16 protein-coding genes are annotated in these 20,330 nt (G+C 66.4%); 7 read left to right on the top strand and 9 right to left on the bottom strand.

All coding sequences use genetic code 11. The features are described 5' to 3' along the window. The first annotated feature begins 104 nt into the window (after positions 1–104). On the top strand, positions 105–542 hold the full coding sequence (locus tag OG417_RS45265; protein WP_329243086.1) for an NUDIX hydrolase: 438 nt from the start codon (positions 105–107) through the stop codon (positions 540–542). A gap of 14 nt (positions 543–556) precedes the next feature. Here OG417_RS45265 and OG417_RS45260 read toward each other — a convergent pair whose 3' ends face one another. The 3 genes from OG417_RS45260 to OG417_RS45250 form a co-directional block, all read right to left on the bottom strand. Next, on the bottom strand, positions 557–1,513 hold the full coding sequence (locus OG417_RS45260) for an RIO1 family regulatory kinase/ATPase domain-containing protein (protein WP_329243083.1): 957 nt from the start codon (positions 1,511–1,513) through the stop codon (positions 557–559). Positions 1,514–1,797: 284 nt separating this feature from the next. Beyond that, positions 1,798–2,703, bottom strand: coding sequence for an endonuclease domain-containing protein (locus tag OG417_RS45255; RefSeq protein ID WP_329243080.1), 906 nt, complete (start codon positions 2,701–2,703; stop codon positions 1,798–1,800). A 67-nt stretch (positions 2,704–2,770) separates the two neighbouring features. Beyond that, a complete protein-coding gene (locus tag OG417_RS45250) occupies positions 2,771–4,012 on the bottom strand; it encodes an NUDIX domain-containing protein (protein WP_329243077.1) in 1,242 nt (413 codons plus the stop codon). Between the two features lie 1,039 nt (positions 4,013–5,051). Between OG417_RS45250 and OG417_RS45245 the strand changes: the two genes are divergently transcribed. Then, complete coding sequence (locus OG417_RS45245) at positions 5,052–5,516, top strand: permease-like cell division protein FtsX (protein ID WP_329243074.1); 465 nt, start codon at positions 5,052–5,054, stop codon at positions 5,514–5,516. A 390-nt stretch (positions 5,517–5,906) separates the two neighbouring features. Here OG417_RS45245 and OG417_RS45240 read toward each other — a convergent pair whose 3' ends face one another. The 3 genes from OG417_RS45240 to OG417_RS45230 all read right to left on the bottom strand — a co-directional run bounded on the left by OG417_RS45240 (position 5,907) and on the right by OG417_RS45230 (position 9,295). After that, positions 5,907–6,299, bottom strand: coding sequence for a DUF6907 domain-containing protein (locus OG417_RS45240; protein ID WP_329243070.1), 393 nt, complete (start codon positions 6,297–6,299; stop codon positions 5,907–5,909). A 470-nt stretch (positions 6,300–6,769) separates the two neighbouring features. Continuing rightward, positions 6,770–7,345 carry a hypothetical protein gene (locus OG417_RS45235; RefSeq protein ID WP_329243067.1) on the bottom strand — a complete coding sequence of 192 codons (576 nt, stop codon included), beginning with the start codon at positions 7,343–7,345 and terminating at the stop codon, positions 6,770–6,772. Positions 7,346–8,446: 1,101 nt separating this feature from the next. Further along, positions 8,447–9,295, bottom strand: a complete 849-nt coding sequence (locus OG417_RS45230; protein ID WP_329263026.1) for a phosphotransferase enzyme family protein — start codon at positions 9,293–9,295, stop codon at positions 8,447–8,449. 339 nt (positions 9,296–9,634) lie between these two features. Between OG417_RS45230 and OG417_RS45225 the strand changes: the two genes are divergently transcribed. Beyond that, entirely contained in the window at positions 9,635–10,090 is a 456-nt protein-coding gene (locus OG417_RS45225; RefSeq protein WP_329243065.1) for an NUDIX hydrolase, read from the top strand. A 552-nt stretch (positions 10,091–10,642) separates the two neighbouring features. Here the strand turns inward: OG417_RS45225 and OG417_RS45220 are convergent. The 3 genes from OG417_RS45220 to OG417_RS45210 form a co-directional block, all read right to left on the bottom strand. After that, positions 10,643–11,959: an MFS transporter gene (locus OG417_RS45220; protein ID WP_329243063.1), complete on the bottom strand. Its 1,317-nt coding sequence runs from the start codon at positions 11,957–11,959 to the stop codon at positions 10,643–10,645. Positions 11,960–12,169: 210 nt separating this feature from the next. Further along, on the bottom strand, positions 12,170–13,120 hold the full coding sequence (locus OG417_RS45215; protein WP_329243060.1) for a phosphotransferase: 951 nt from the start codon (positions 13,118–13,120) through the stop codon (positions 12,170–12,172). Between the two features lie 496 nt (positions 13,121–13,616). Next, a complete protein-coding gene (locus OG417_RS45210) occupies positions 13,617–16,469 on the bottom strand; it encodes an NACHT domain-containing protein (RefSeq protein ID WP_329243057.1) in 2,853 nt (950 codons plus the stop codon). Between the two features lie 438 nt (positions 16,470–16,907). On the opposite strand from OG417_RS45210, the gene OG417_RS45205 reads away from it, so the two are divergent. The 4 genes from OG417_RS45205 (at position 16,908) to OG417_RS45195 (ending at position 20,278) form a co-directional block, all read left to right on the top strand. Continuing rightward, on the top strand, positions 16,908–17,633 hold the full coding sequence (locus OG417_RS45205; RefSeq protein WP_329243053.1) for a hypothetical protein: 726 nt from the start codon (positions 16,908–16,910) through the stop codon (positions 17,631–17,633). 749 nt (positions 17,634–18,382) lie between these two features. Beyond that, positions 18,383–18,655, top strand: a complete 273-nt coding sequence (locus tag OG417_RS54670) for an HAD family hydrolase (RefSeq protein WP_442875617.1) — start codon at positions 18,383–18,385, stop codon at positions 18,653–18,655. A 16-nt stretch (positions 18,656–18,671) separates the two neighbouring features. After that, positions 18,672–19,910 (top strand): 3-phosphoshikimate 1-carboxyvinyltransferase, encoded by a 1,239-nt coding sequence (gene aroA / locus OG417_RS45200; RefSeq protein ID WP_329243051.1) that lies wholly within the window; start codon positions 18,672–18,674, stop codon positions 19,908–19,910. Then, a complete protein-coding gene (locus OG417_RS45195; protein WP_329243048.1) occupies positions 19,907–20,278 on the top strand; it encodes a Gfo/Idh/MocA family oxidoreductase in 372 nt (123 codons plus the stop codon). Before aroA ends, OG417_RS45195 begins: the two co-directional genes overlap by 4 nt. The last annotated feature ends 52 nt before the right edge of the window (positions 20,279–20,330 follow it).

The raw sequence follows: 20,330 nt of genomic DNA, 5'->3' as shown, positions 1-20,330 counted from the left end.
CGCCAGGTGTGGGCGCGAAGGTCAATGGTCATGATTCCTTCGGTTGCTGGTCTGCGGTTGCCAGTGGCTGTGCGTGCGTCCATGGGGCGTGTTGGGATGCGGCTATGGGCGAGATCACGGCGGTGGTGGCCGCCACCGATAACGCGGCGCATCGCTTCCCGGTCAGCGTGAAAGGCGTGGTTGTCGATCACGACGGCAGGGTGCTGCTGCTACGGAACGAGCGCGATGAGTGGGAGTTGCCAGGCGGCAAGCTGGAGCTCGGTGAGGACCCGGCCGTGTGCGTGGCGAGAGAGATCGCCGAGGAGACGTCCTGGCCGGTGACGGTCCAGGCGATGCTGGACAGCTGGGTGTACCACATCGCCGAGGGCGTGGACGTCCTCATCGTCACCTACGGGTGCCGGCTCGACGCGGACCGGCCGCCCGTGCTCAGCCACGAACACAAGGAGATCGGTCTGTTCACCCAGGCTGAGGTGCCAGCGCTCCGGATGCCTGACGGCTACAAAAAGAGCATCGCGTCCTGGCACGCCGGTCGGCCTATGTGACGTACAACCTGGTGCTACGCCCAGCCCGTTCGATACGCGACCCAGGCGATTGCAGCGCGCGCCGCTCGGGCCTGATGGCCGCGTAGGTACGGTACGTCTGGCGGCGCGGGTTGACGTGAGCTGCGCTCCCAGTAACCGGCGAACGCGGTCGCGTAGCTGGTGATAACCGCCGGGTCGGCGCTGCGCCAGATCGGCACGTCGATGAGTGTCTCCTCGGCGGCTGCGGGCGTGTGCCCGGCCAGGATCAGGTGCGGGACGAGGTCGGTGACGTCGAGCCAGGCGGCGCCTCGCGCTGGCTGTGCCCAGTCGATCAGATACACGTCCGCCGCCCCGACCAGGAGATTCGAGGCGTTGACGTCGCCGTGGACGAGAGTTTCGCCGGCGGCCGCCGCGAGCCACCCCGTCTCCAGGTCCGCCAGCGCATCGAGATGGCGGCGTTGCCACTCCGGCAGATCGGCTGGCGGCGCTTCGGCGAGCTCATGCCACCCGTGGACGAACTCGGCGAGGTCGATCTCGGCGGGCGCCGCGCTGGCGGAAGGGCAGGGGGTCAGCACGTCGGCCAGGCCAGCGACCGTGGCGATCACACGCGGCACATCGGGTGAGCCGGCGGACAGATCAGCATGCCGGGCGTCAAGGTCGTCCAAGACGAGCACCACCCAGTCGCCGATGTCACCGTCCCAGCGGAGCCGCGGAGCAGGTGCCGTGGCTGGGAGGAGCCGGGTCGTCACGGCGTCATCGCGGTATTTCCCAGCGAGTGGATGCTCGGTGGGGATGCCCTTCGCGAACACGCGCTGCCCGTCGGCCAGCTGCAGGCGCGCGGCCAGGCCCGGGGTGAAGCCACCGCCCTGGACTTCGGCGAAAGCGACTTCGCCGAGCAGGTCGGCGAGCCCTTCGCGGAGCGAAGCGGGCAGTTGCTCCCAGCTCGGCCGGATGGCGGTGTTTGCCGGTCCGACCGTTGGCGGCGTCGTCACGCGGCGATCGTAACCGGGTAACTTCACCGAGTGCAGCAGACTACTGGGGCGAGGCAAGGCTCGACTGCTCAAGGTCGGCGGTACCCGCCGTTCCGCGCTTGCTCATCGAATCCGGACACGCAGGTCAGCAATCCCCAGTTGATCACTGAGTATGCGGAGCCCGCAAAGTAGATAACCACCACATCGGTGAACAATTCCGCATCGTATGCATGGTTCGGCGCCCGAATTCCTCTCCGTAATGGTCCCCGGCAGGAGCACCCACAAGCGCCGGTGTCGGCCACTGGTCATACGGAACGTTGGTATTGGGTCGTGTCGGACCGCGGTCCGTGGACACGCAGGTCGGCGAATGGGTCGATGCCGAGTCGCTCGATCTTGCGGCGGGTCGAGGGATGGTTAAGTACCGAACGCCAGGATGGGTAGAGCAGCCGCAGTGGGGCGGCGGGTGGATCGGCTAGGTAGTCCGCCCACGGGCAGCCGGACAGGTGAGGGCATTCATCGACATGGGTGTTGCAGTTCCGGCACAACAGACCGCGGGCGTAAGCGGTGAACGGATCGTGGTCGACCATGGTGCCGGGGCATCGCCGGCAGGCGTGGCAGTCGGCGCCGAGTGCTTCGATTAACCGGGCGCGAGTGCGCCCCAGCGGTGTGGTCAGATCCTGGGGCGGTGGCCACTGGCCGCGTGGTTCTGCGATCGGGCAGCGCTCGCGCCGGGGCACCAGGTTTGGGTCGGTGCGCTGCTCGGTGAGTGTGACGCTCCACCCGACATGCTGGACGCCCCATCCGATCGGTCGGCCGAGGTCTTCACGCCTGGCGTCGGCCGGGGCCTGGACCCGGTAGCGGCTTCCGTCGGTCCACCAACCACACCATTGCTCGTGCCAGACATCCGGCGGCGGACGCCACCGCCGCCGGAACGCCGCTTGCCGGGGACGACGACGTGGCGTGCACAGGAAAGCCCCGTCGATGAGCAGGTGGTAGCGGCCGTCGTCCCCGAGGACCGCGACCCGCTCCGTGGATGGGGGCAGCCACCGCCACTGACAAGACTTCGTCGAGCGTTCCCGGACCAGAGCGTCGACCTCGTCGTAGTCCAGCTCCAGTGCGTGCCGCCATAGCAGCGCGTCTCGGCGCTGCGACGGCAGTTCATCCAGGGTGACCAACGGCAGGGCCGGGGCAGGAGCATCCGGATTCGGCATCGTTATCCAGCACGGGAAGGTGCCCAGGGCGACCAGTCCAGTATGTCCCTTCTCCCCGACATTCCCTTTACGCAGGCGGGATGGGTGGCAGAAGCGTGGCGATGTCAGTGGCGTGGGCAGCCAGGTAGTTCGCCAACGCCGCAGGTTTGAGAGGGATGGCGTCGACCGTAGCGCGAGTGAGCGGAATCCGCTCGATGTCGTAGCGCCCCTTGGCGGGGTCGGTGAACTCCGGGCCAGATCGTTTGGTCAGATCCATTGATTCCAGCCGGCAGACATAGAAGGTGTGCACGTAGTCGATGCCTGGAGTCTCCTCGGCGAAGGTGAAGACCTGCCGGAGCCCGGTGACGGTGGCGCCGAGCTCCTCGAGTAGTTCCCGGCGCAGTGCCGCCTCCAGGCCGGTGTCCTCCGGTTCGACGCGGCCGCCTGGAGTGGTCCAGTACGGCTGTTGTCCTGGCACAGTGCGTTTGAACAAAATCAGGTCATCGCCGTCCAGCAGGATCGCGCGCACGCTCCGCTGTACGAGAGGAAGAGACGGAGCTTGCGCGGGCGTTTCGGGTGGACGGAGAACGTAGTGCTGCTCAAACCCGCCGAGGCGGGTGGCCTTGGCGGCACGCAGACGCTCCAACTCGCCCTGCCCGAGACCTTGAGCGGAGGCGAGCGCGTACACGACCTCCAGGACGTCGACGAGTTCGGCTACCTCACCGGAGGCGATGAACTCCCCGACCTCTTCATACAGCTTGGCGCGCAGCAGCATGGTGTACTCGCCGTCGCCGGCGACCCGTACGTCGGGTCGGCGGCTGGCGGAGCCGATGAGGTCTGGGACGCGGTCGCGTACCAGCTTCTCTCGCCTGCCGGGCCCGCGCTTGGTGCGATGGGTCAGGTGGCCATCGCGGCGGTCGAGAGCCTGCACCCATTTCACCGCGGCCGCGGCCATCTGAACGAGCTCGGTGCGCAAGGCCGTCGGGTCCGTTTCGGCCAGCGCCTCGAAGAACTCCTCGATCAGGAGGTGCCGCCAGGTCAGCCGGGCGCCCGCCCACGCCGCACCGCAGTCACGTTTCGCCGCCTCAGCTGCGGCGGCATGCTCGTGGCCCGTGCCGTCGGGGAAGTCCTGGATTCCCCACAACTCGTCCTGAGCGGCTCGCTCAGCCGCGACATCCGCCAGCACCCGCGCGAGCGACCGCGGCACTCCCGAATCACCGGGAGCGGCGACCCCATACGGGGAATTGGCCTGGCTCATCGAAGGCCCTTTCTGACGCGTCGTAGACGCCCGAACGATCGGAGGGCGACCGGCGCGGGTCAACCACAGCACGTACGTTCAGGTCGACGCTGCTGCCGTGTCCGTACTTGAGACACTCCCACAAACCGGTGGCCTATACGGCGCGGTTCGCCCGGGACCGGATCCGTACGATGCTGAAAACAGCCAGGTCGCCAGGTGGACGGGAATCAGGATGGCGAGCAGACAGCGGGAGGCGAGCCAGAGCGGGGGCCACGACGGCGGCGTACAGGGCGGAACCGGTGGCCCTCACCCGCGCCACCCTCGCGGGACCCGATGCGACTTCGGTCCGGCGACTACCTCATCCCGATATCGGCCAACGAGATCCGCCGCCTATGCGCGCTCCTACGCCGGCCACTTGCCAGACATGCGCCAACTGGATCAGAACGTCCACCACTGACGTAGCCACCAGCCACGGTCGTCCTTTGCGATCTCAGCGATGGCGGGATCGCCGTTCAGGGTGGTAGCGATCCGATAGAGCCGCCCCTCCCAACTGGACAGCACACGGAGGGGGTAGCGACTTCCGCGCCAGACGATTACGGCTGGTCGGCCAGCCGAGGTCGTCTCGGTGGTGATTCTCTTGGTTGAGAAGTGCTGGCATACACACAGGCTAGTCGAAACTATGTTCGACCGTGTGGTCATTTCGTCTGTGGCGTGCCGTGGCTCACGCTGTGCCTGTGACCCGTGCGTAATTGGCGGATGTGAACGATAGATGGCGGACGCTGGTTGACCCGGTCCGTGCAACGTCATCAGCCGGCTCACGCCGGTTGGAACGTGATCGCGGTTGTTGGCACCGGGCTGTTGCTCGCAGCGGCGTGTGCGCGGATCCCGAGACCGCATTGGCGGCACCGGGACCGGTCCCGGTGCCGGTGGATACCGTGGTCGGGTGCGGACGACGCGCAGGGGTGGGGGCGGCTGCTCCATCGGACGGGCCCGGTGCGGAAGCGCGGCCCGACCACTATCTATGGAGTGAAGGTCTGTGGACGATCGACAGGGTGACGCCCCTTACCGGCGCCGGCTGCAGCCGCCGGGTCCACCTCCTGGTCCGCCGCCGACGCGGAACGACTCCCGTCTGGTGATCGTGCTGGTGGTCGTTGCCGTTGTCATCTTCCTCGGCGGTGGCGTGGTCGGATGGGCGGTCGGCTCCAACGGGCACAAGTCGGCGCCGGCCGCGCCGACGCCGTCCCCTTGGCCCGACAATGCCGACGTATCGGTCTATCTGTGCAGCAAGACCGCGTCCAGCGCCAAGTGCAACGGTATCGATGCGACGCCGGACCAGAAGCGGCAGATCGAGTCGGAGCTGCGACGGATGCCGCAGATCCAGTGGGTGCACTTCTTGAATCGACAGCAGGTCTATGAGCAGGCCAGGAAGCTGTTCAAGAACAGTCCTTCGATCGGCGAACTCCGGTACGAGGACTTTCCGGACGCCTTCCGAGTGAAGCTGAAAGATCCTAAGCAGTATCGGGCAGTCGTCGCTCAAATACAGAACCGTCCCGGCGTCGACCAGGTCGTAAGCCGGTTCGCGGCGCCCACCCCGTGACCGGCCGGGCCGAGTGCCCGGTGGCCCATAGCGATCCGGCCGCACCAACCCCGAGTCGTGCGGGGTCACTGACAAAGCACAGGATGTCGTGCAGAAACCGGCGGTCCCTCCCCCTTCGATGATTCCGAACCGAGATCAACGTCCGCCATCTATCGTTCACATCCGCTAACACGGGTCACAGGCGCACACGCAGGCCGAACACGCCATCGTCATCGTCGGTCCGCAGAGCGCACTGGACATGCCGTTGCACGTACCGATGTACGACGCAACACCGCACTCACATGCCGACTCGACGACAGGCTCATCCACATCCAGTGATGCCGCCATCGCCTGAGGCCTATCCAGAGAAGGGGCGGCATGTCCACGCCGTATTGCACCCTCTTGTTCCGGTCAGGCTTGCGATCGGTCCTCAGCTTGATCGGCGAGGCGGGTCAGTTCCGCGGCGAGCTGGCGGGCTCGGTCTGGGGTGAAGTAGTACACGGAATCACCGCCGTCCGACAGGCAAACGTGGGTGGGGCCGGGGGCGGCGGCGAGGGTGGGCACCCATGAGGTCAGCTCAAGTTGCAGGTCGGCGTCTTGGCCGTCGTCGCTGAGGCCGGCGGCGTTGTCGGAGATGGTGGTTGTCGGGCCATAGTGGAAAAAGCCGTCGTCGACGTACAACGGCGTCGGCTCGGCGCCGAAGTGATTGCGAGTGCACCAGGACGGGCACGGCTGAAGCGTAATGCCCAGGGCCTTGAGCTGGTCATCCACGGTTCCAGGCGGCTCGATTGGATACTGATCCATCAAGTTGGTCTCCCTTCCCAGGGATCGTCGGCCGGTTTGAGGCTAAGGCGCCACACACACCCTCGTGGTCGGGCGTTGGCGAAGCCATCCCACGGTGATATATCGCCCCGGGATGGACCGGACCAGCCATATCCCGTCGCGGTTCCGGAACCGGGGACGGGGATTGGCGATGCCAGGAGCGTCGTAGGCCGACCGACAGGGACGCCGCCTCGGCGCTTTCATCCCGCCGGGCATCCGCACGTGCCGATGGCGAGTCGCCCGTCGGTCATGCGGCTGAGGGGCGGCATGAAGGCGTCGGCCAGTCGATCCTCCAGGTCGTCGCCTCCACGTACGGCACCAAATCGTCCTTTTCGCTACGGCGGAACGGCGATTCGCTGACCGGTGTCGGCGGCAGTGGCGATCAGCCCTGCAGACCTGTGGCGAATCGGGAAGGTGGTTCGCTGGGCTGATCCGCCCGTAGGCGAACCCGATCAAATGTCGGCGTCGTCGCTTTGGTGGGTGCTCAGGTAGTGGTCGAGAATCTGCTGTTCGCCTGCGGTCTCCAATAGCAAAGTGACGGTCGGGTCGGCAGGTGGGATGGGTTCGTTGTTGAGCGCGGTGGCGATCTTGTCGAGGGCGGCCAGAGGGATGCTGCTGCGGGCGAGTGCATCGACCAGGTCGGGGTATCGGGCGGCGGCGGCCGTGCGTAGCCGCCCGAGTAGGTGGTGGCGGCGCTGGTGGGCGTCCTGTATGTCGGCCGGTCGGGTGACGGCCATTTTGCGGGTGTCCGGTTCGGCGACGATGGCGCGAAGGGCTTCAACGAATCGGGGGCCAGCGTTGCGGAGTTGGAGTAGTCCGGCGTCGGGGGTGGCGGTGGCTTCTTCGACGCTGGTGAACCCGTGACGGTCGAGCAGGTTGTAATACCGCGATTCCAGGTGGGGGCGGAGGGTGGATAGGGGTGTGGTGGTCTCGGGGAGCTTGTGAAGTTGCCAGGCATTGACGGCGCCGTCGCCGAGCAGGCTGCGGGCTTGTTCGGCCAGCGGCGAGGAGCCGACCACATGCACCACGCCCGGAGCCACGGCGAATAGCAACGCCGCATCAAGTGCTCGACCGCTCGGTGATTGGCCGTCTACGACCTTAGAGGCGTGTTTGCGGAGGCTGAACTGACTGAAAGTATGCCGGAGTGCGTCAGCTAGATCGTTCCCTGCGGGCTCACTCATCATCGCGTCGGGCGGCGTGCAGTGGGTGTACCGGGCGGTCCGCTCAGGCAGGCCCGGCCATGTCGGATCTGGTGACTGGGGATACATCTCGCGGCGGATCTTACTGCCAGAGCGCGTGCACGACGTGGCTGATGAAGGGGCTGCGGTCGTGGCGGCGCGCACCAGACACCGATCTGTGTCGCGGCGCCTGACACCCCCGGACGTTTTCTACGGTCCCCGGACACCAGGTCGTGCGCCGGAAGTCGAATCGATGGTGTCCAACAAATACCGGGCCGAGCTGCAGATCGCCCGCGCTCTGTCGCGGCGGCCTCCCCACGGCTGCGCTGGGGCGGCCAGATCGCGGTGTGGGTGGTCCTCGCCCGCGACGACATCGATAGGCGTAAGGCCGACCGGGCGTCGGGATTCCCAGATTCTTCACGGGCGGTCGACATGGTCGCCTCCGCTGTTGTCCTCAGGCCCTGCCGGGTGCCGGAGGTATCGGCCGCAATCGTCGAGCTCGCTGACCTGGTCCACGGCTGGGTGGCGCGAACTGGCCCGGTCGCCGCCTGCGGAGCTGGACGATTGGGCACGTCATAACCTGTGGACCATCTCGTCGACAGCGAGACCACCTGGCTGGACGCCGTCGACGGCAAAACGCATCTGCCGCGGTGACATCAAACTTCTCGAACCTGCTGGTCATGAATATCTTGGGCGAAATGTCTTCGGCATGACCCGTACCGACTCGCAGTAAGAATGCCGTCCAGGGACTCATGGAAGCTCTCGCGAGCAGCGGGTGACGTCAGGCTCGACACGGTTACCGGAGTGGCCCAGCATGGCGGTTGTCCGGCACGGTGCGCTTGAAAAGAATCAGGTCGTTACCGTCCAGAAGTGGAGTTGTAGCTTCAGCAGCCATGATCGCATGGGACAGAGACGGTCAACGGCGCGGCGTAAGCTCAACTCCAAGCGCGGTCATTTCATCAGCCGGGCGAAGGTGGCACGGGCGCGGCTGGTGACCTCGATGTCGTCGTGCTCGGTACCCCACTGCAGGCCGCTGAGGGCATCCAGCGCTGCCAGGCAGGTCAACGCCTGCAATTCGTCGTCGGAAAGGGGCCGGTCGTACCCGTCCAGGAATGCCTCACGAAGCTCTGGTCGCGTGTCCCAGCTGCCGTACTCCAGGCGGATCAGGTCCCGTACCGCGGGGCCCGGCTCGGACCGTTCGAAGTCGATCAGTGCCAGTCGGCGGGTTCGCCTGTCCCATAGGAAGTTGCGAGGCATGAAGTCTCCGTGTGTTGCCGTCACCGATAGTCGCGGCTCGATCACGGACAAGGTCGTGGCGCACGCTCGAACGAACGCGACTTCCCGGGCGCTGAGTAGTCCATCGGCGCGACGAAGATGTTCCTCGCACCGCCCCACGACACGCCCGATACCCCGAACGTCGGGCACTGTGATCGGCGCACTGTGTATCCGGCGTAGAAGCCCCCCGGCCTGCCGATATACCTCCAGATCCATCGAGGGCGAAAGCGAAAGGCCTTTCACGATCGCACCCGGCAGACCGGTGATCACGATGGCCGCCAGATTCTGATCGGCGGCGATGAGCTCAGCAGCCCTGCCGCCTCCTAAGAACGGCACGATCTCCTGGTAGGCGGTGACCTCCCGCTTGTGAAACCGCGGAGAAGGGTGTCGCTTGACGAAGTATTGGCGGGCCGTGGCCGTGGTGATTTCCCACACCGCTGAGTTTTCCCGTGGCCATGACCGGTCAGTCACCGAGATGATCTCCCCGACGGCCTGCTGCGCCAGTTCCACGACGGGCAGGGGCATGTCCACGGTCTCTATTCAAACCCTTCCAGGGCCGCCGTACGGCTCAGAGACACGAGGATTCCACTGGCTCGGGGGCCACGCCGGTCCGAGACGGCGGTGAGGGGATGATGGGCCGGTTGAGGCCGAACTGGTCGGCGGCCGGGATCGGGGCACAGGTGACTCGGGGATTTCGAAACCGTACGGATCATGGGGCGCCAGTCTGTCATCTCGGGATGGTGCTGATCGTCGGTCGGCTCGTCGCTTCCCTCCTGCGGCCGTGCTGGCTTGTCCTTCGGGTGAGTTGCATTGCCAGCAGGCAAACTTGGGATACCTCTACTCGCCGAGCGCTCAGGAGATACTGTGATCCGCCACTTCACCGCCTCTGCGATCATCCTCTCCCACGACCACGTACTCCTACTCAACAGTGCGAAGGGAAAGGGCTGGATCTATCCCGGTGGACACGTTGAGCCGGGCGAAGACCTTGCGCAGGCGGCACTTCGTGAGGTTCGTGAGGAAGTAGGGCTGGAGATCGAACTCATCACCGAACGGCGGTTCTCTCATCCGAAGATCGAGGAGGTGCTGTTGCCGTTCACCATCATGGACGTGCCCGTCCAGGACAAAAAGATCGGCCCGCACCGGCATCTCGACGCCGTTTACGCGGCCCGCACGCTGACCACGGACATCGCTCTCGACGCCGCCGAGGCCCGTGGGTACCGCTGGGTGCCGGTCGGTGACGTCCCGTCGCTCCCGGTGCCAGCCGAACTCCCCGACCTCATCACGGCTGTTACCAAGTACGCCGTATTGATCAAGTCATGACCTGCGCCATGGAAGATCCGCGCTGTTCGTGTCACTGCAACCATCCGACGCCAGCCGCGGCTACGCCTGGCCAGGAGACCGCTCGCTGGCGGCTTCTGGTTGAGGGCCCGGTGCTGTACCGGACCGGTGAATTCGCGGCGAGTGGCGAGTGGTGGACGGACACCATGTGGGAGCGTGAGCGAAGGTTGGTGAGCCGGAGACAAGACTGCGAAGACGTCCAGCGGAAAGCGGCCGACGCTGCCAGGCGCCGATCGGCTTCTGCCCCGGAATGCCACCCGCCAACGTCAGCCGATGAGTTCCCCTCATATGACTCGATGACCAGACGGCCGAGTATCTGGTTGGCTCCCGGCCGTCATGGCATCACTTATCATCCCGACTCGATACGCACGCATCGTCTCCTGGCCGCGCCAGGCATCCATCAAAGCAGCCGCGCGCCGGATCGGATCCACGCAGCATGGCCACTCTGCGAGTCATTGACGGCCCATGACATAACGACCCGTGGCGGGAGGCTCTACCACAGCCGGCGACTTACAACGGGGCCTATCGTGGAGATCAGGACACGGCGCTCACGACGTCGGTGGTCTCTTTGTCTTCGCGGGGTGGGGCATCGAGCAGCGTGAGGGCTCGGACGTCACGGCTGCACAGCGGTGCGAGGTTCGCGACGGCCAGGACGAGTCCGCAGCCGATCAGTGTGCCGCGTACGCCGATCGCGCCGGTTGCTGGTGCGACGAGCAGGTATCCGGCGGGTGCGAGTGAGATCTCGCCGATGCTGACGAAGGCCGAGACCCGGCCCTGCTGGTCGACGGGTACAAGTTGTTGCACGGCGGTCTGCCACACGACGGTCGAAATCGACAAGCCGGCCGCTGCGACCACCACGGCGGCCATGACGACCGGTAGCGGCGCGCCGGCGGCCATGAGTGGATCCGGAATCGCGAGCGCGGCGGCGCCGAGGCAGTTCACCCACCCGGCGCGGCGGGGACGCCACAGCAGTGACACTGCTGCGCCGGTTGCCATGCCGCAGCCGAGGCTGGAGGCGATGAGACCCCACGCCCACGCCCCTCCGAAGTGTGCTTTCGCCCAGGGTGGGCCGAGGATGCCGTAGCCGATGTGCCAGGCGGGGACCATGACCGCCGTACCGATGAGGCAGGTCCAGATCCAGGAGCGGGTACGGACCGCCCGCCATCCTTCGATCAGGTCCGTGCGGATGCTGGCCGCCTGACGCGGTATGCGCGGCGCGGGGATCCCGGCGATCAGCAGCGCGGAGGCGAAGAACGAGATCGCGTTCAACCCGACGCCGTAACCGGCCCCGGCGGTGGCCACGATGGTGCCGCCGATCGCGGGCCCGATGGTGACGATGGTGTGCCGGGACAGTTGCGTGAGCGCGTTCGCCTCGCCGAGCTGGTCTTTGGGGACGATGACGCTCATCAGCCCGCTCTGTGCCGGGGAGCAGAACGACGCGGCGGCCGAGTTCGCGGCGGCCAGCGCCGCCAGGTTCCACACCTGGGCCCGGCCCGCGAAGATCACAACGCATTCGGTGACGGTGACCAGGCCGATGATGGCCTGGACGACCGCGATGATCGCCGCGCGGGGCAGCCGGTCGGCGACCACTCCTGCGAGTGGGCTGAGGAGGATTCCGGTGACCATGTTCGCCATGAGCACCATGGCGATCCCACTCGGGCCGCCACCGCTGGCCAGCACGGTGAAGGCGAGCGCTCCGACCTCCATCGTCGTCCCCGCGGCGTTCACCTGATTCGCGATGAAGTAACGGCGGAACCGGCGGTTGTCTCGCAGCGGGCCGGTGATCCGCCGCAGATGCGCGGCGACCGGGTCGGAGAAGCCGAGGCGAGCTGTTAAGCCGGACCCGCTCACAGGGTGAAGACGCCGACACGACACCCGATAGCGGGGTTAGCAGGCTCGTTGTCGTTGTCCATATCGCTGTCGCCTCCGATCGTGCCGCTGCCTTCGGGCGGGGACACTACGCCACCGCGGGCATGATCGCTGCTAGTGACGCGAAGCCGGCCGGCTCTTCCTCGGCCTCCGAGACACCAGCCGCCGCCACGCCGTTCGGGTGCCCCGGGGTCAGGCCGATGGCGTGTCCAGACATTCCAGAGCTTCGGTGAGGTGGCGTCGGATGACGAGCTGGCTGATCGCGTCGGTGTCGGGATCATTGAGCCCGTGGAGGGCCTGGAACAGGTACCAGTCGATGATCCAGATCCGGTGCCAGAGGATGCTCCACCGCTCGACCGGCAGCCCACCCCGGTCAGCGAGAACCTCAGGAGGTCCTCCAGCGACGACATAGGCATCCAGCAGAGCCCGGAACTTCGCCGTGTCGGGGACGGTGGTGGTGCCTTGCCAGGAGATCAGATCGAGCAGTCCAGGACCGGTGAACGCGCGGGCCCAGTCCAGCAGCCGCCATTGGCCGTCAGCGTCGATGTGCAGCGAGGTGGGGTGGAATTCGGAATGGCAGAGCCCGAACGGCGGCAGCTCCGCCCCATACGCGAGGTCGGCGGCAGAGGCGAGCAGAACCCGAAGTCCGTCTTGGACGTCGAGGACATTGGTGTCCCACCGGCCCGAGCTGACGAGCTCGGACAGGCTGGTCATCGCCTGCTGAGGAAGGTCGGCCAGGCCAGCGGCGTTCAAGAGCGGGACATTGAGTGATGGGCCGGGGACGGCATGGCTGGCGACAGCGGCGGCGGCTGCGTCGGCCAGTGTGGGCTCGCGGAACGCTGGCCCGAGATCTTCCAGCAACATCCCCGCGAAGCGAGGCCGTTCAGCGACCGCGAGCAAGCGAGGGGTCGGGACGCCGTGCTCGGCGGCGTACTTCAGCAGCCATGCCTCACCGTGCAATGGCGCCTCAGCGACCTTGAAAATGACCGTCTCGGAGATGCCGCCGGCGCCGTGATGGAGACGCTCGACGGCTGACATCCGCCAGGCCCGCACCGGCTCCCGCCGCACGCGTGTGTCATCCCAATACTGGGTGGTGAGTTCGGTGAGCAGGCTCTGAACGGTATCGGCGTCCACGCCGATCATCCTCTCCTGAACGGCCAGCGCCAGAGACGAGCATCGCGACCTGACCTGACGATCCGCCGACCGAAGCCCTGATGCATCAGGTCGCAGCCCCCGTACCTGAAGCCGCGTGGCGGGCTCCTGCGATGTTCGAACTGGACGCCGAACTCGACGACTGCGGGTACCCCGGTCCGGCGGTTCGCCTGGCCGCCGCCTGCCGGCTCGCGCTCACCATAGGCATGATCGGCCCGTGATCAGGCGGTCGCAGTGGTGGTCAGTCCGCAGGCCGTCCGGTGGCGAGGTCGAGGAGTTCGAGTCGTTGGATGATCGTGTGCCGTACGCCCTGGTCGAGCTGGGCTTCTCTGAACTAAGAGACGCTCAACGGAGCGGTTCGGGCACCTGTTCCCATTTTGGAGCCTTCGTCGAGGCGGCGCAGGATGTTGGCCAGCAAGATCATGGACTACTTCACCGCGGCCGGTCGGGCCCTCGGGGCACGAGGCGCGGGAGCAAGGCATCGCGGTCAGCGCAGGTGTTCGCCGATCGCTGCTCGGTGAACGAGCGGCAGGATCTCTTCCTGGAGCGCCTGGACGAGGACTGGCTCATGGGCGGCAATATGGTGCAGCGCCGAAGCTAGCGCGGCTGCCCCCTGCTCATCTGCGAGAGCGGTGAGAATGGCGGACACCTCCAGCTCGGTCGGCACCAGGCTCCCCTTTGAGCGTGATTTACGTCGTTTCGCCCGTTGTAGCTCGTTGTGGCGGAGGATCACATGGATCGCGGCGACGGCATCGCTCACCTTGCCGCGGGCCTCTTCGGTGAGCGGGTAGGTAGCGATCTCCTCGGCGAAGTCCGCCCAACCGTCAGGGGCTTCGGGAGCCAGGTTCGCGCCCTCGCGCTTACGCACCGTAGCCAGCCAAGGAGCGCTCCCGCTGTTGTATACCTTCATGTCGCGCTGGACCAGCCTGGTTGTCAGTCGGGCCACTGCGGGACCGGCAAGCGCGTCACGCAGGCCTTCAGCGACCGTGTGCCGTTGGGGCTCACCGGTGTCGGCGAATCGCGCCAGGATGTGGACCGTGTCGAGGAGGTCGGTCGACGGCGGGGCCCACAGAGTCCGCAGGCCCTGGGCGATAAGACGGTCTCGCCACCTGGGCAGAGAACGGGTCATCCCGTCGTCGATGAGGTCGAGCGCCAGTCTTGGGCCGATGGGGACGATGCTGCCGAGCCGTTCGTGAGCACGCTCGTCGATCGTTTCCACGAGTTCGATCAGTGCCTGGTGCTGGTGCTCTTGCGGCACGGAGAACAGACGGCCAGCGGCGAAGATCCAGGTGTTGCGCCAGTGCGGGCTGGCGGCAGCGATCCGCAGACGGTGGATGATGACATCCAGCGGACCGGTGGTCAGATGCATCGCGGCCATGAGCTCTTGCAAGGACCGCACATCGAAGCCGTAGCCTTCGTCACCGCGGGGGGCGATCAGCACCAGGCGTCGGGTGGCGGCGTTGACAATCTTCGTCAGCAGGTCCGAGTCAGCGCCCGAGGGCTTAAATCCCGCCTGGTCGAGCACCCCCCAGGTGATGTTGCGCAGTTCCTGGTCGGTGAGGGCGGCGTCAGAGCGGTCGCCAACCTCGCTGCGGTCCTGCAGTTCGAAGCCAATGCGTTCATGAAGTTGCTGGATCTGCTGCCCGTGTTCTTGGAGGATCCGGCTGAACCCGGTGTGCTTGTCCCGCTCGCGCCGGAAGATGGTTTCGTAATAGCCCCAAAAGAGGCTGAATCGGTCGGGGGCAAGCTTGCCTGCCGCGCCGATGATGATCGTCATGATCAGTACTTGCAGGGGTGTGCGCAGCAGGTTCCGCAGGGCGTCGTCGGCTGCGGCGCTCTCCAGTTGCCGGGTGACCCTGTCAATGCGGTCGAGGTCATTGCGGAGTCTGATCTTGGTGACCAGTGTGCCGTAGCGGACGGCTTCGGCGGGCTGGAGGTAGTCCAGGTCGATGCGTTTGAACTGGGTCGGCGCGATCGTCTCGGTGAATCCCATGGGCCTGGTGGTGAGCACGACGAACAGGTCGCAGTCGTCGGCGTCGGCGTTGGTGACCAGTTCGGTGACCCGCTCGATGAGCCGTTTACGTACGATCGGGTCGGTGACTTCGTCCAAGCCGTCCAGCATGAGGAACCAGGGCCAGCGTCTCATCCACGCCAGCAGGTTGTTCGGCTGGACCTTGCCTGCGTCCGAGCGCAGGGAGATCCGTTCGGCGATGTAGCGGATCAGGGTGGAGTCGATGTTCTGGCCGTGATCGCGAGCGTATTCGGCTAGATCGATGCGCATCGCCCAGCGGCGGTGGCGCGGCATAGCCCGCCCGAACCTGCTAAGCGCCTGCCGCATCCCGCCGATCAGTGCCTGATGGTGGGTGCTCAGGTCCTCCGCCCCCGACAGCATGGCCGCCCGGTATGCCTGGACGAGGAACTTGGAGATGGTGGTCTTACCGTTGCCCGGAGCACCCGCGATGATGAGGTGGCGTGGGCCTTCGACCGTGGTCAGCTTCGGTCTCAGCATCCGCTCACCGCGATCGAGTACGTCCTGGATCACGGTTCCGCTGCCGACGTCGTGGCCGAGCGTGACCGGCAGGTCGATGACGACCTGATGGACGGGCAGCCCGGTCGTGTCGCCGGCGCCAGCCTCGTCGAAGTAGATCATGCCTTCGCCGACCAGCGTCGTACGGGCGTGCGCGCGCAGCGCGGATTCGAGGTTCTCTGGCGAGACAAACCCGCTGATCTGCGACAGGTTGGCGAACACATCGGCCGCGGTGAGGAACCCGGGGAACGCTTGCCTGACCGCCAGGCTGGTGTTCAGCAGAGCCTGAATCTGGTTGCCATCCCACACGCGCCATTTCCGGATGCGTTTAATCCGATGCAGACGGGCCCGCCGCTCGGCACCGGTCCCGACGTCGCGGCTGCCGTCTTCCAGACTTGCCACGTACTGGCTGATGCTGGCATTGATGAAGTCATGGCCGCCCGAATCCGGCACCGGCGTGAGCGGCACGTTAGAGATGAAGACCAGGAAGTCGGGAACCGGACTCCTGCCCGAAGGATCAGCCCAGGCATCGAGTTCCTCACGCACCTGTGACCACAACCAAGCGGCGTTAGCAGTGTGCCGCGACTCCAGCGTCTCCTTGTGCTTAACCTGGAAGACCGTGTACCCCTCCCAGACCTCGCTGGCCTGGTCCTCAGTCGCCTTCCAGATGAGTTGGCCCTTGTAGTAGAGGTCCCTGCCGCCGTCGCGGCCCGACCCCATCACCTGCACACCCGGACCGAACGCATCCAGCAGGAGCGCAGCGGCGAGATCCTGGAAACCCGTGCTACCCAACTGCTCCAGGTCGTACGCCATCGCACACCTTTCCACCATCCGCGGGCACCGACATCTACGGAGGAACCGCACCGGCCGGGCGGTATGCCGCCATCAGCCACAGACCTGCCTATCACGAACACCGGCATCGCCAACGACGGTCGCCAATATACGCATATCGCCTGGCAGCGACTCCTTCTGCCACAGGCCACGCACCGATGTCCTGAAGACGACGGTGCAGCTCGCCGTTGACCCGCCCGGCTGTGCACGCGTTTTCCCGCATAGGTCAGCTGGGTCGCTCAGCGAGTTATGCGCCTTCATCCCGTTTTCTGGACGACCTATGTATGTATGTCGTACTGGCGTGATGGTTCACGTGTGTGAACATGTCTTGACATGGTCGCGCGTCGATCCGTGCGGGCGCCTGACTTGGCTGGCAAGCTCGACGGTCCCGGATCGATTTGTCGTGATCGAGGTGTGCGTGTGTCGGTCGCCGCGTTTGCTCCGCATCTGCAGGACACAGTTGATCGGTTCGCTCGATCACTGACTGTTCCGTCGGCGCTGCTGGAGATCCATCCCAGGCGGAAGGGGCATCCAGGGAAGTACGCGGCGCTGGCCCCGGCGATCACGGTTGGGGTGGTTTCGGCGTTCGAGGGGTTCGCTGAGGACTTCCTGGCGATGGTGCTTTATCTGCAGGGACAGAGCTTCGCTCAGGTGACGAAGAAGGCGGACCTCACCAACCCGAGCCTGGTTGACTTCAAGAACGTGATCATCAGGGACTTCCCCAGTGTGAAGTCCAAGCTGGGCGTCGACTTCGAAGAGACGCTGTGGAGGCCGCCTGCCGTTGGAGCGAAGAGCTGGTGGAAGGCGGAACCGATCGGCTGGGAGAAGCTGCTCGAGGAGTCGCAGGCCTGGATCCAGGTCAGGCATTGCCTAAGTCATGGTCTGACGAGTGGCTGGAGCACTGAGCGGTGGCCGGGGCCGGCCACCAAGGGCGGCAACAAGAGCGAGGTCCCATGGGCGAAGGAGGTCCTTCGGCCGATGCGGGGTGGGAAGCACTCGCTGGTGATCCATGGCGCGATCAGTTGTGCGCGAATCTATCGGGCGGGCGCTGTTCACCTCGCAGATCTGGTTGCCGAGGAAATCGGGCAGAAGCTGTCGTGGAACAAGGTCCCAGAGTTTCCGCTGGGCCCGGAGCCGAAGAAGTAGAGATGAGCGGCATGACGCCTTCGAGCACCAGCACGGATCGCTTTCCATGACCTGCGCTTCGAGGGTTGCTACGCGGGTGTCGAGGAAGCCCTCGTCAAGGGCCCAAGTCCGGAAAGAGCTTTCTCCAGGCCCGCGATGACGCGGGCAGTGCGTTCGAAGGCCGCGTGCAGGAAATCGGCGACTGCACTGCCGGGCTCGTCGACGTCTACCGCCTGGCGTTCAAGCCCTTGTGTGGACAACCCGTGCGCACGCTCCCCCTCGGGTCCTGATCGACAAGCAGAGGCCGGTACGCACCGCGCTGCAGAACTGCCCACCCGCCGAGCGCCGCTTACCCCGCTCGCTCGCTCTTGGCCAGCGATGCGAGCAAAGCGGCAGCGCCAGGCCGGACGCAGACCCCCGCGCCGTACTCGAAGGCGCCTACGGTTGGCGCGGCCTCACTCGCCAGGCCTGCGAGCCGTCACCGCGCACGCGGCCGACTCGCTGCTCGATCTCGTGCGTGGGGAACGTCCGGATGTCCGGCATCGCTTGGGTCTGCCTCACGCGGGGCTACCGGCTCTGGATTGTCCTCGGCGACGCGCTCGTCGGAGGCTGGATGTCCAACGCATCCGATCTCCTTCCGTTCGATCTGGCCGGCGTCACCGCGGGCGGGCGGGATCGCGGACCTGGTCCAGGCGAGTGTGACCCCCGATGATCCGCCCGAGGCCAAGCCCTCCCCGCAGGGCGTGTGATGGTTGTGCGATCGCCTGAGGGTGTCCGTCCACCAGGCGGTGTTGGTCGGGGATTCGGTGACGGACATGGTCGCCGGCGACCGCGCGGGCGTCCGTACGGTGGCGTGCTTGTGGGGAGTCGGCCGCGCCCAGGACCTCACCCGGTGCAGACCGTGGCGCACCGTAACCAGCGTGGCCGAACTGAGCGCGCTGCTGCTGGCGAGTTCGACTGTGGCGCCGCCCCTGACCAGTCCACAATCGTGTCCGCCCCGATCAGCGACAAGCGACCGGGGCCCGACAGATTCCACTTCTTGAATGCGAGCGAAATCATATGGTTGCTGTTCCGGTCCCGGGATCGAAGAGCATCACCAACCGGGCGTTGGTCCTGGCCGCGGCCGCACAGGGCGTCACGGTCCTGCAGCGGCCGCTGATAGCCGATGACACCCAAGGCTGCGCCGCCGCTTTGACCGCGCTCGGCTACGACGTCGACGCCCCCGGCGGTGCGGCCGAGTGGCGGATCGCCGGCCGTCCGAGCGGCCCGGCGGTCACGACCGCCTCGATCTACACCCGTGATGGAGCGACCGGTGCGCGGTTCGTGCCTGTGCTCGCCGCAGCCGGCCACGGTACCTTCCACTTCGACGCCTCCGAGCAGATGCAAGCCCGGCCGATGGCGCCGCTGCTGGCCGCACTGCGGCAGCTGGGTGCGCGTATTGACGGCGACGCACTGCCCTACACGATGCACGCGGACGGGCTCCGCGGCGGTGATGTGGTGCTGGATGCAGGGATCTCCAGCCAGTTCCTGACCGCGCTGTTGCTGGCCGGGCCGCTGACCCGCGATGGGCTACGCGTGACGGTCACCAAGCTGGTCTCGGCGCCCTACATCGACATCACCATCCGGCTGATGGAGGCGTTCGGCGCCACGGTCGACCGCGAGGGCAACCGCTTCACGGTGGCCCCGGGCGGCTACACCACACCGGGCACGTTGCCGGTCGAGCCGGATGCTTCGACCGCGAGTTACTTCCTGGCCGCGGCGGCGATCACCGGGCGCACCGTCACCGTACCTAGGCTCGGCAAGGACTCAGCCCAAGGCGATCTGGCCTTCGCCCAGGTCCTGGCCGACATGGGCGCCAGCGTCACGCTAGAGCGCGATCAGGTCACCGTGACCGGCCCGGCCCAGCTGGGCGGCATCACCGTGGACCTGCACCACGCATCCGACACCATGCCCACCTTGGCAGCGATCGCGCCGCTGGCCGCCGGTCCGGTGCGGATCACCAACGTCTACAACACCCGGGTCAAGGAATGCGACCGCCTCCAAGCGTGCGCGGACAACCTGGGCCGGCTCGGGATCACCACCACGACCGGGTCGGACTGGATCCAGATCGAGCCAGGAACCCCGCACGGGGGCCGCGTCCTGACGATGCGGGATCACCGGATCGCGATGGCGTTCTCGGTGCTGGGCCTTCGGGTTCCCGGGCTGGAGCTCGACGACCCGAATTGCGTGATCAAGACCTGCCCGGACTTTCACCAGCTGCTCGGTGCTTTGGCCGCCCGATGGGAGGCGATGACGTGACGTTACGGCCGCGTGTGCTGGTCTTAGGTTGCGGCTGGATCGCGCGGCAGGTGCACCTGCCGTACCTGGTCGGCCTGCAGCGAGACCGCCGGGTGGAGGCGGTGTATGCCGCTGATGCCGAGGAGGGCAAGGCGACCGCGATCGCCCAGGAGTTCGGTGTGCGCCCGTATCGGCTCGGCGCCCTCGCCGGGCCGAGCCGGCCGGATGGCGGTGTGGAGCCAGGAGCTCTGGAGGGGTTCGACGTGGTCGTCGTGGCCGCCTTCCCTGGCAGCCACGCCCGTCTTATCCAGGCCGCGCTCGCCGCGGGCGCACATGTGATCGGGGAGAAACCGCTTCGCGCTCACCGCCGTTTCCTTGGGAGCGGTTGAGCGTTTCCCGTTCGGTATGCCCGACATCGCTGGGCGTGCTGGAATGATTATA

The organism is Actinoallomurus sp. NBC_01490 (assembly GCF_036227085.1).
GTDB lineage: Bacteria > Actinomycetota > Actinomycetes > Streptosporangiales > Streptosporangiaceae > Actinoallomurus > Actinoallomurus oryzae.
The sequence above is the reverse complement of the archived record's forward strand: the minus strand, read 5'-3'. Positions and strand labels throughout refer to the sequence as shown.

Excerpts from the sequence above, each read along its gene's own strand:
- OG417_RS45265 (WP_329243086.1), top strand. The coding sequence starts at position 105 with ATGGGCGAGATCACGGCGGTGGTGGCCGCCACCGATAACGCGGCGCAT.
- OG417_RS45255 (WP_329243080.1), bottom strand. The coding sequence starts at position 2,703 with ATGCCGAATCCGGATGCTCCTGCCCCGGCCCTGCCGTTGGTCACCCTG.
- OG417_RS45240 (WP_329243070.1), bottom strand. The coding sequence starts at position 6,299 with ATGGATCAGTATCCAATCGAGCCGCCTGGAACCGTGGATGACCAGCTC.
- OG417_RS45230 (WP_329263026.1), bottom strand. The coding sequence starts at position 9,295 with ATGCCCCTGCCCGTCGTGGAACTGGCGCAGCAGGCCGTCGGGGAGATC.
- OG417_RS45215 (WP_329243060.1), bottom strand. The coding sequence starts at position 13,120 with ATGATCGGCGTGGACGCCGATACCGTTCAGAGCCTGCTCACCGAACTC.
- OG417_RS45210 (WP_329243057.1), bottom strand. The coding sequence starts at position 16,469 with ATGGCGTACGACCTGGAGCAGTTGGGTAGCACGGGTTTCCAGGATCTC.
- aroA (WP_329243051.1), top strand. The coding sequence starts at position 18,672 with ATGGTTGCTGTTCCGGTCCCGGGATCGAAGAGCATCACCAACCGGGCG.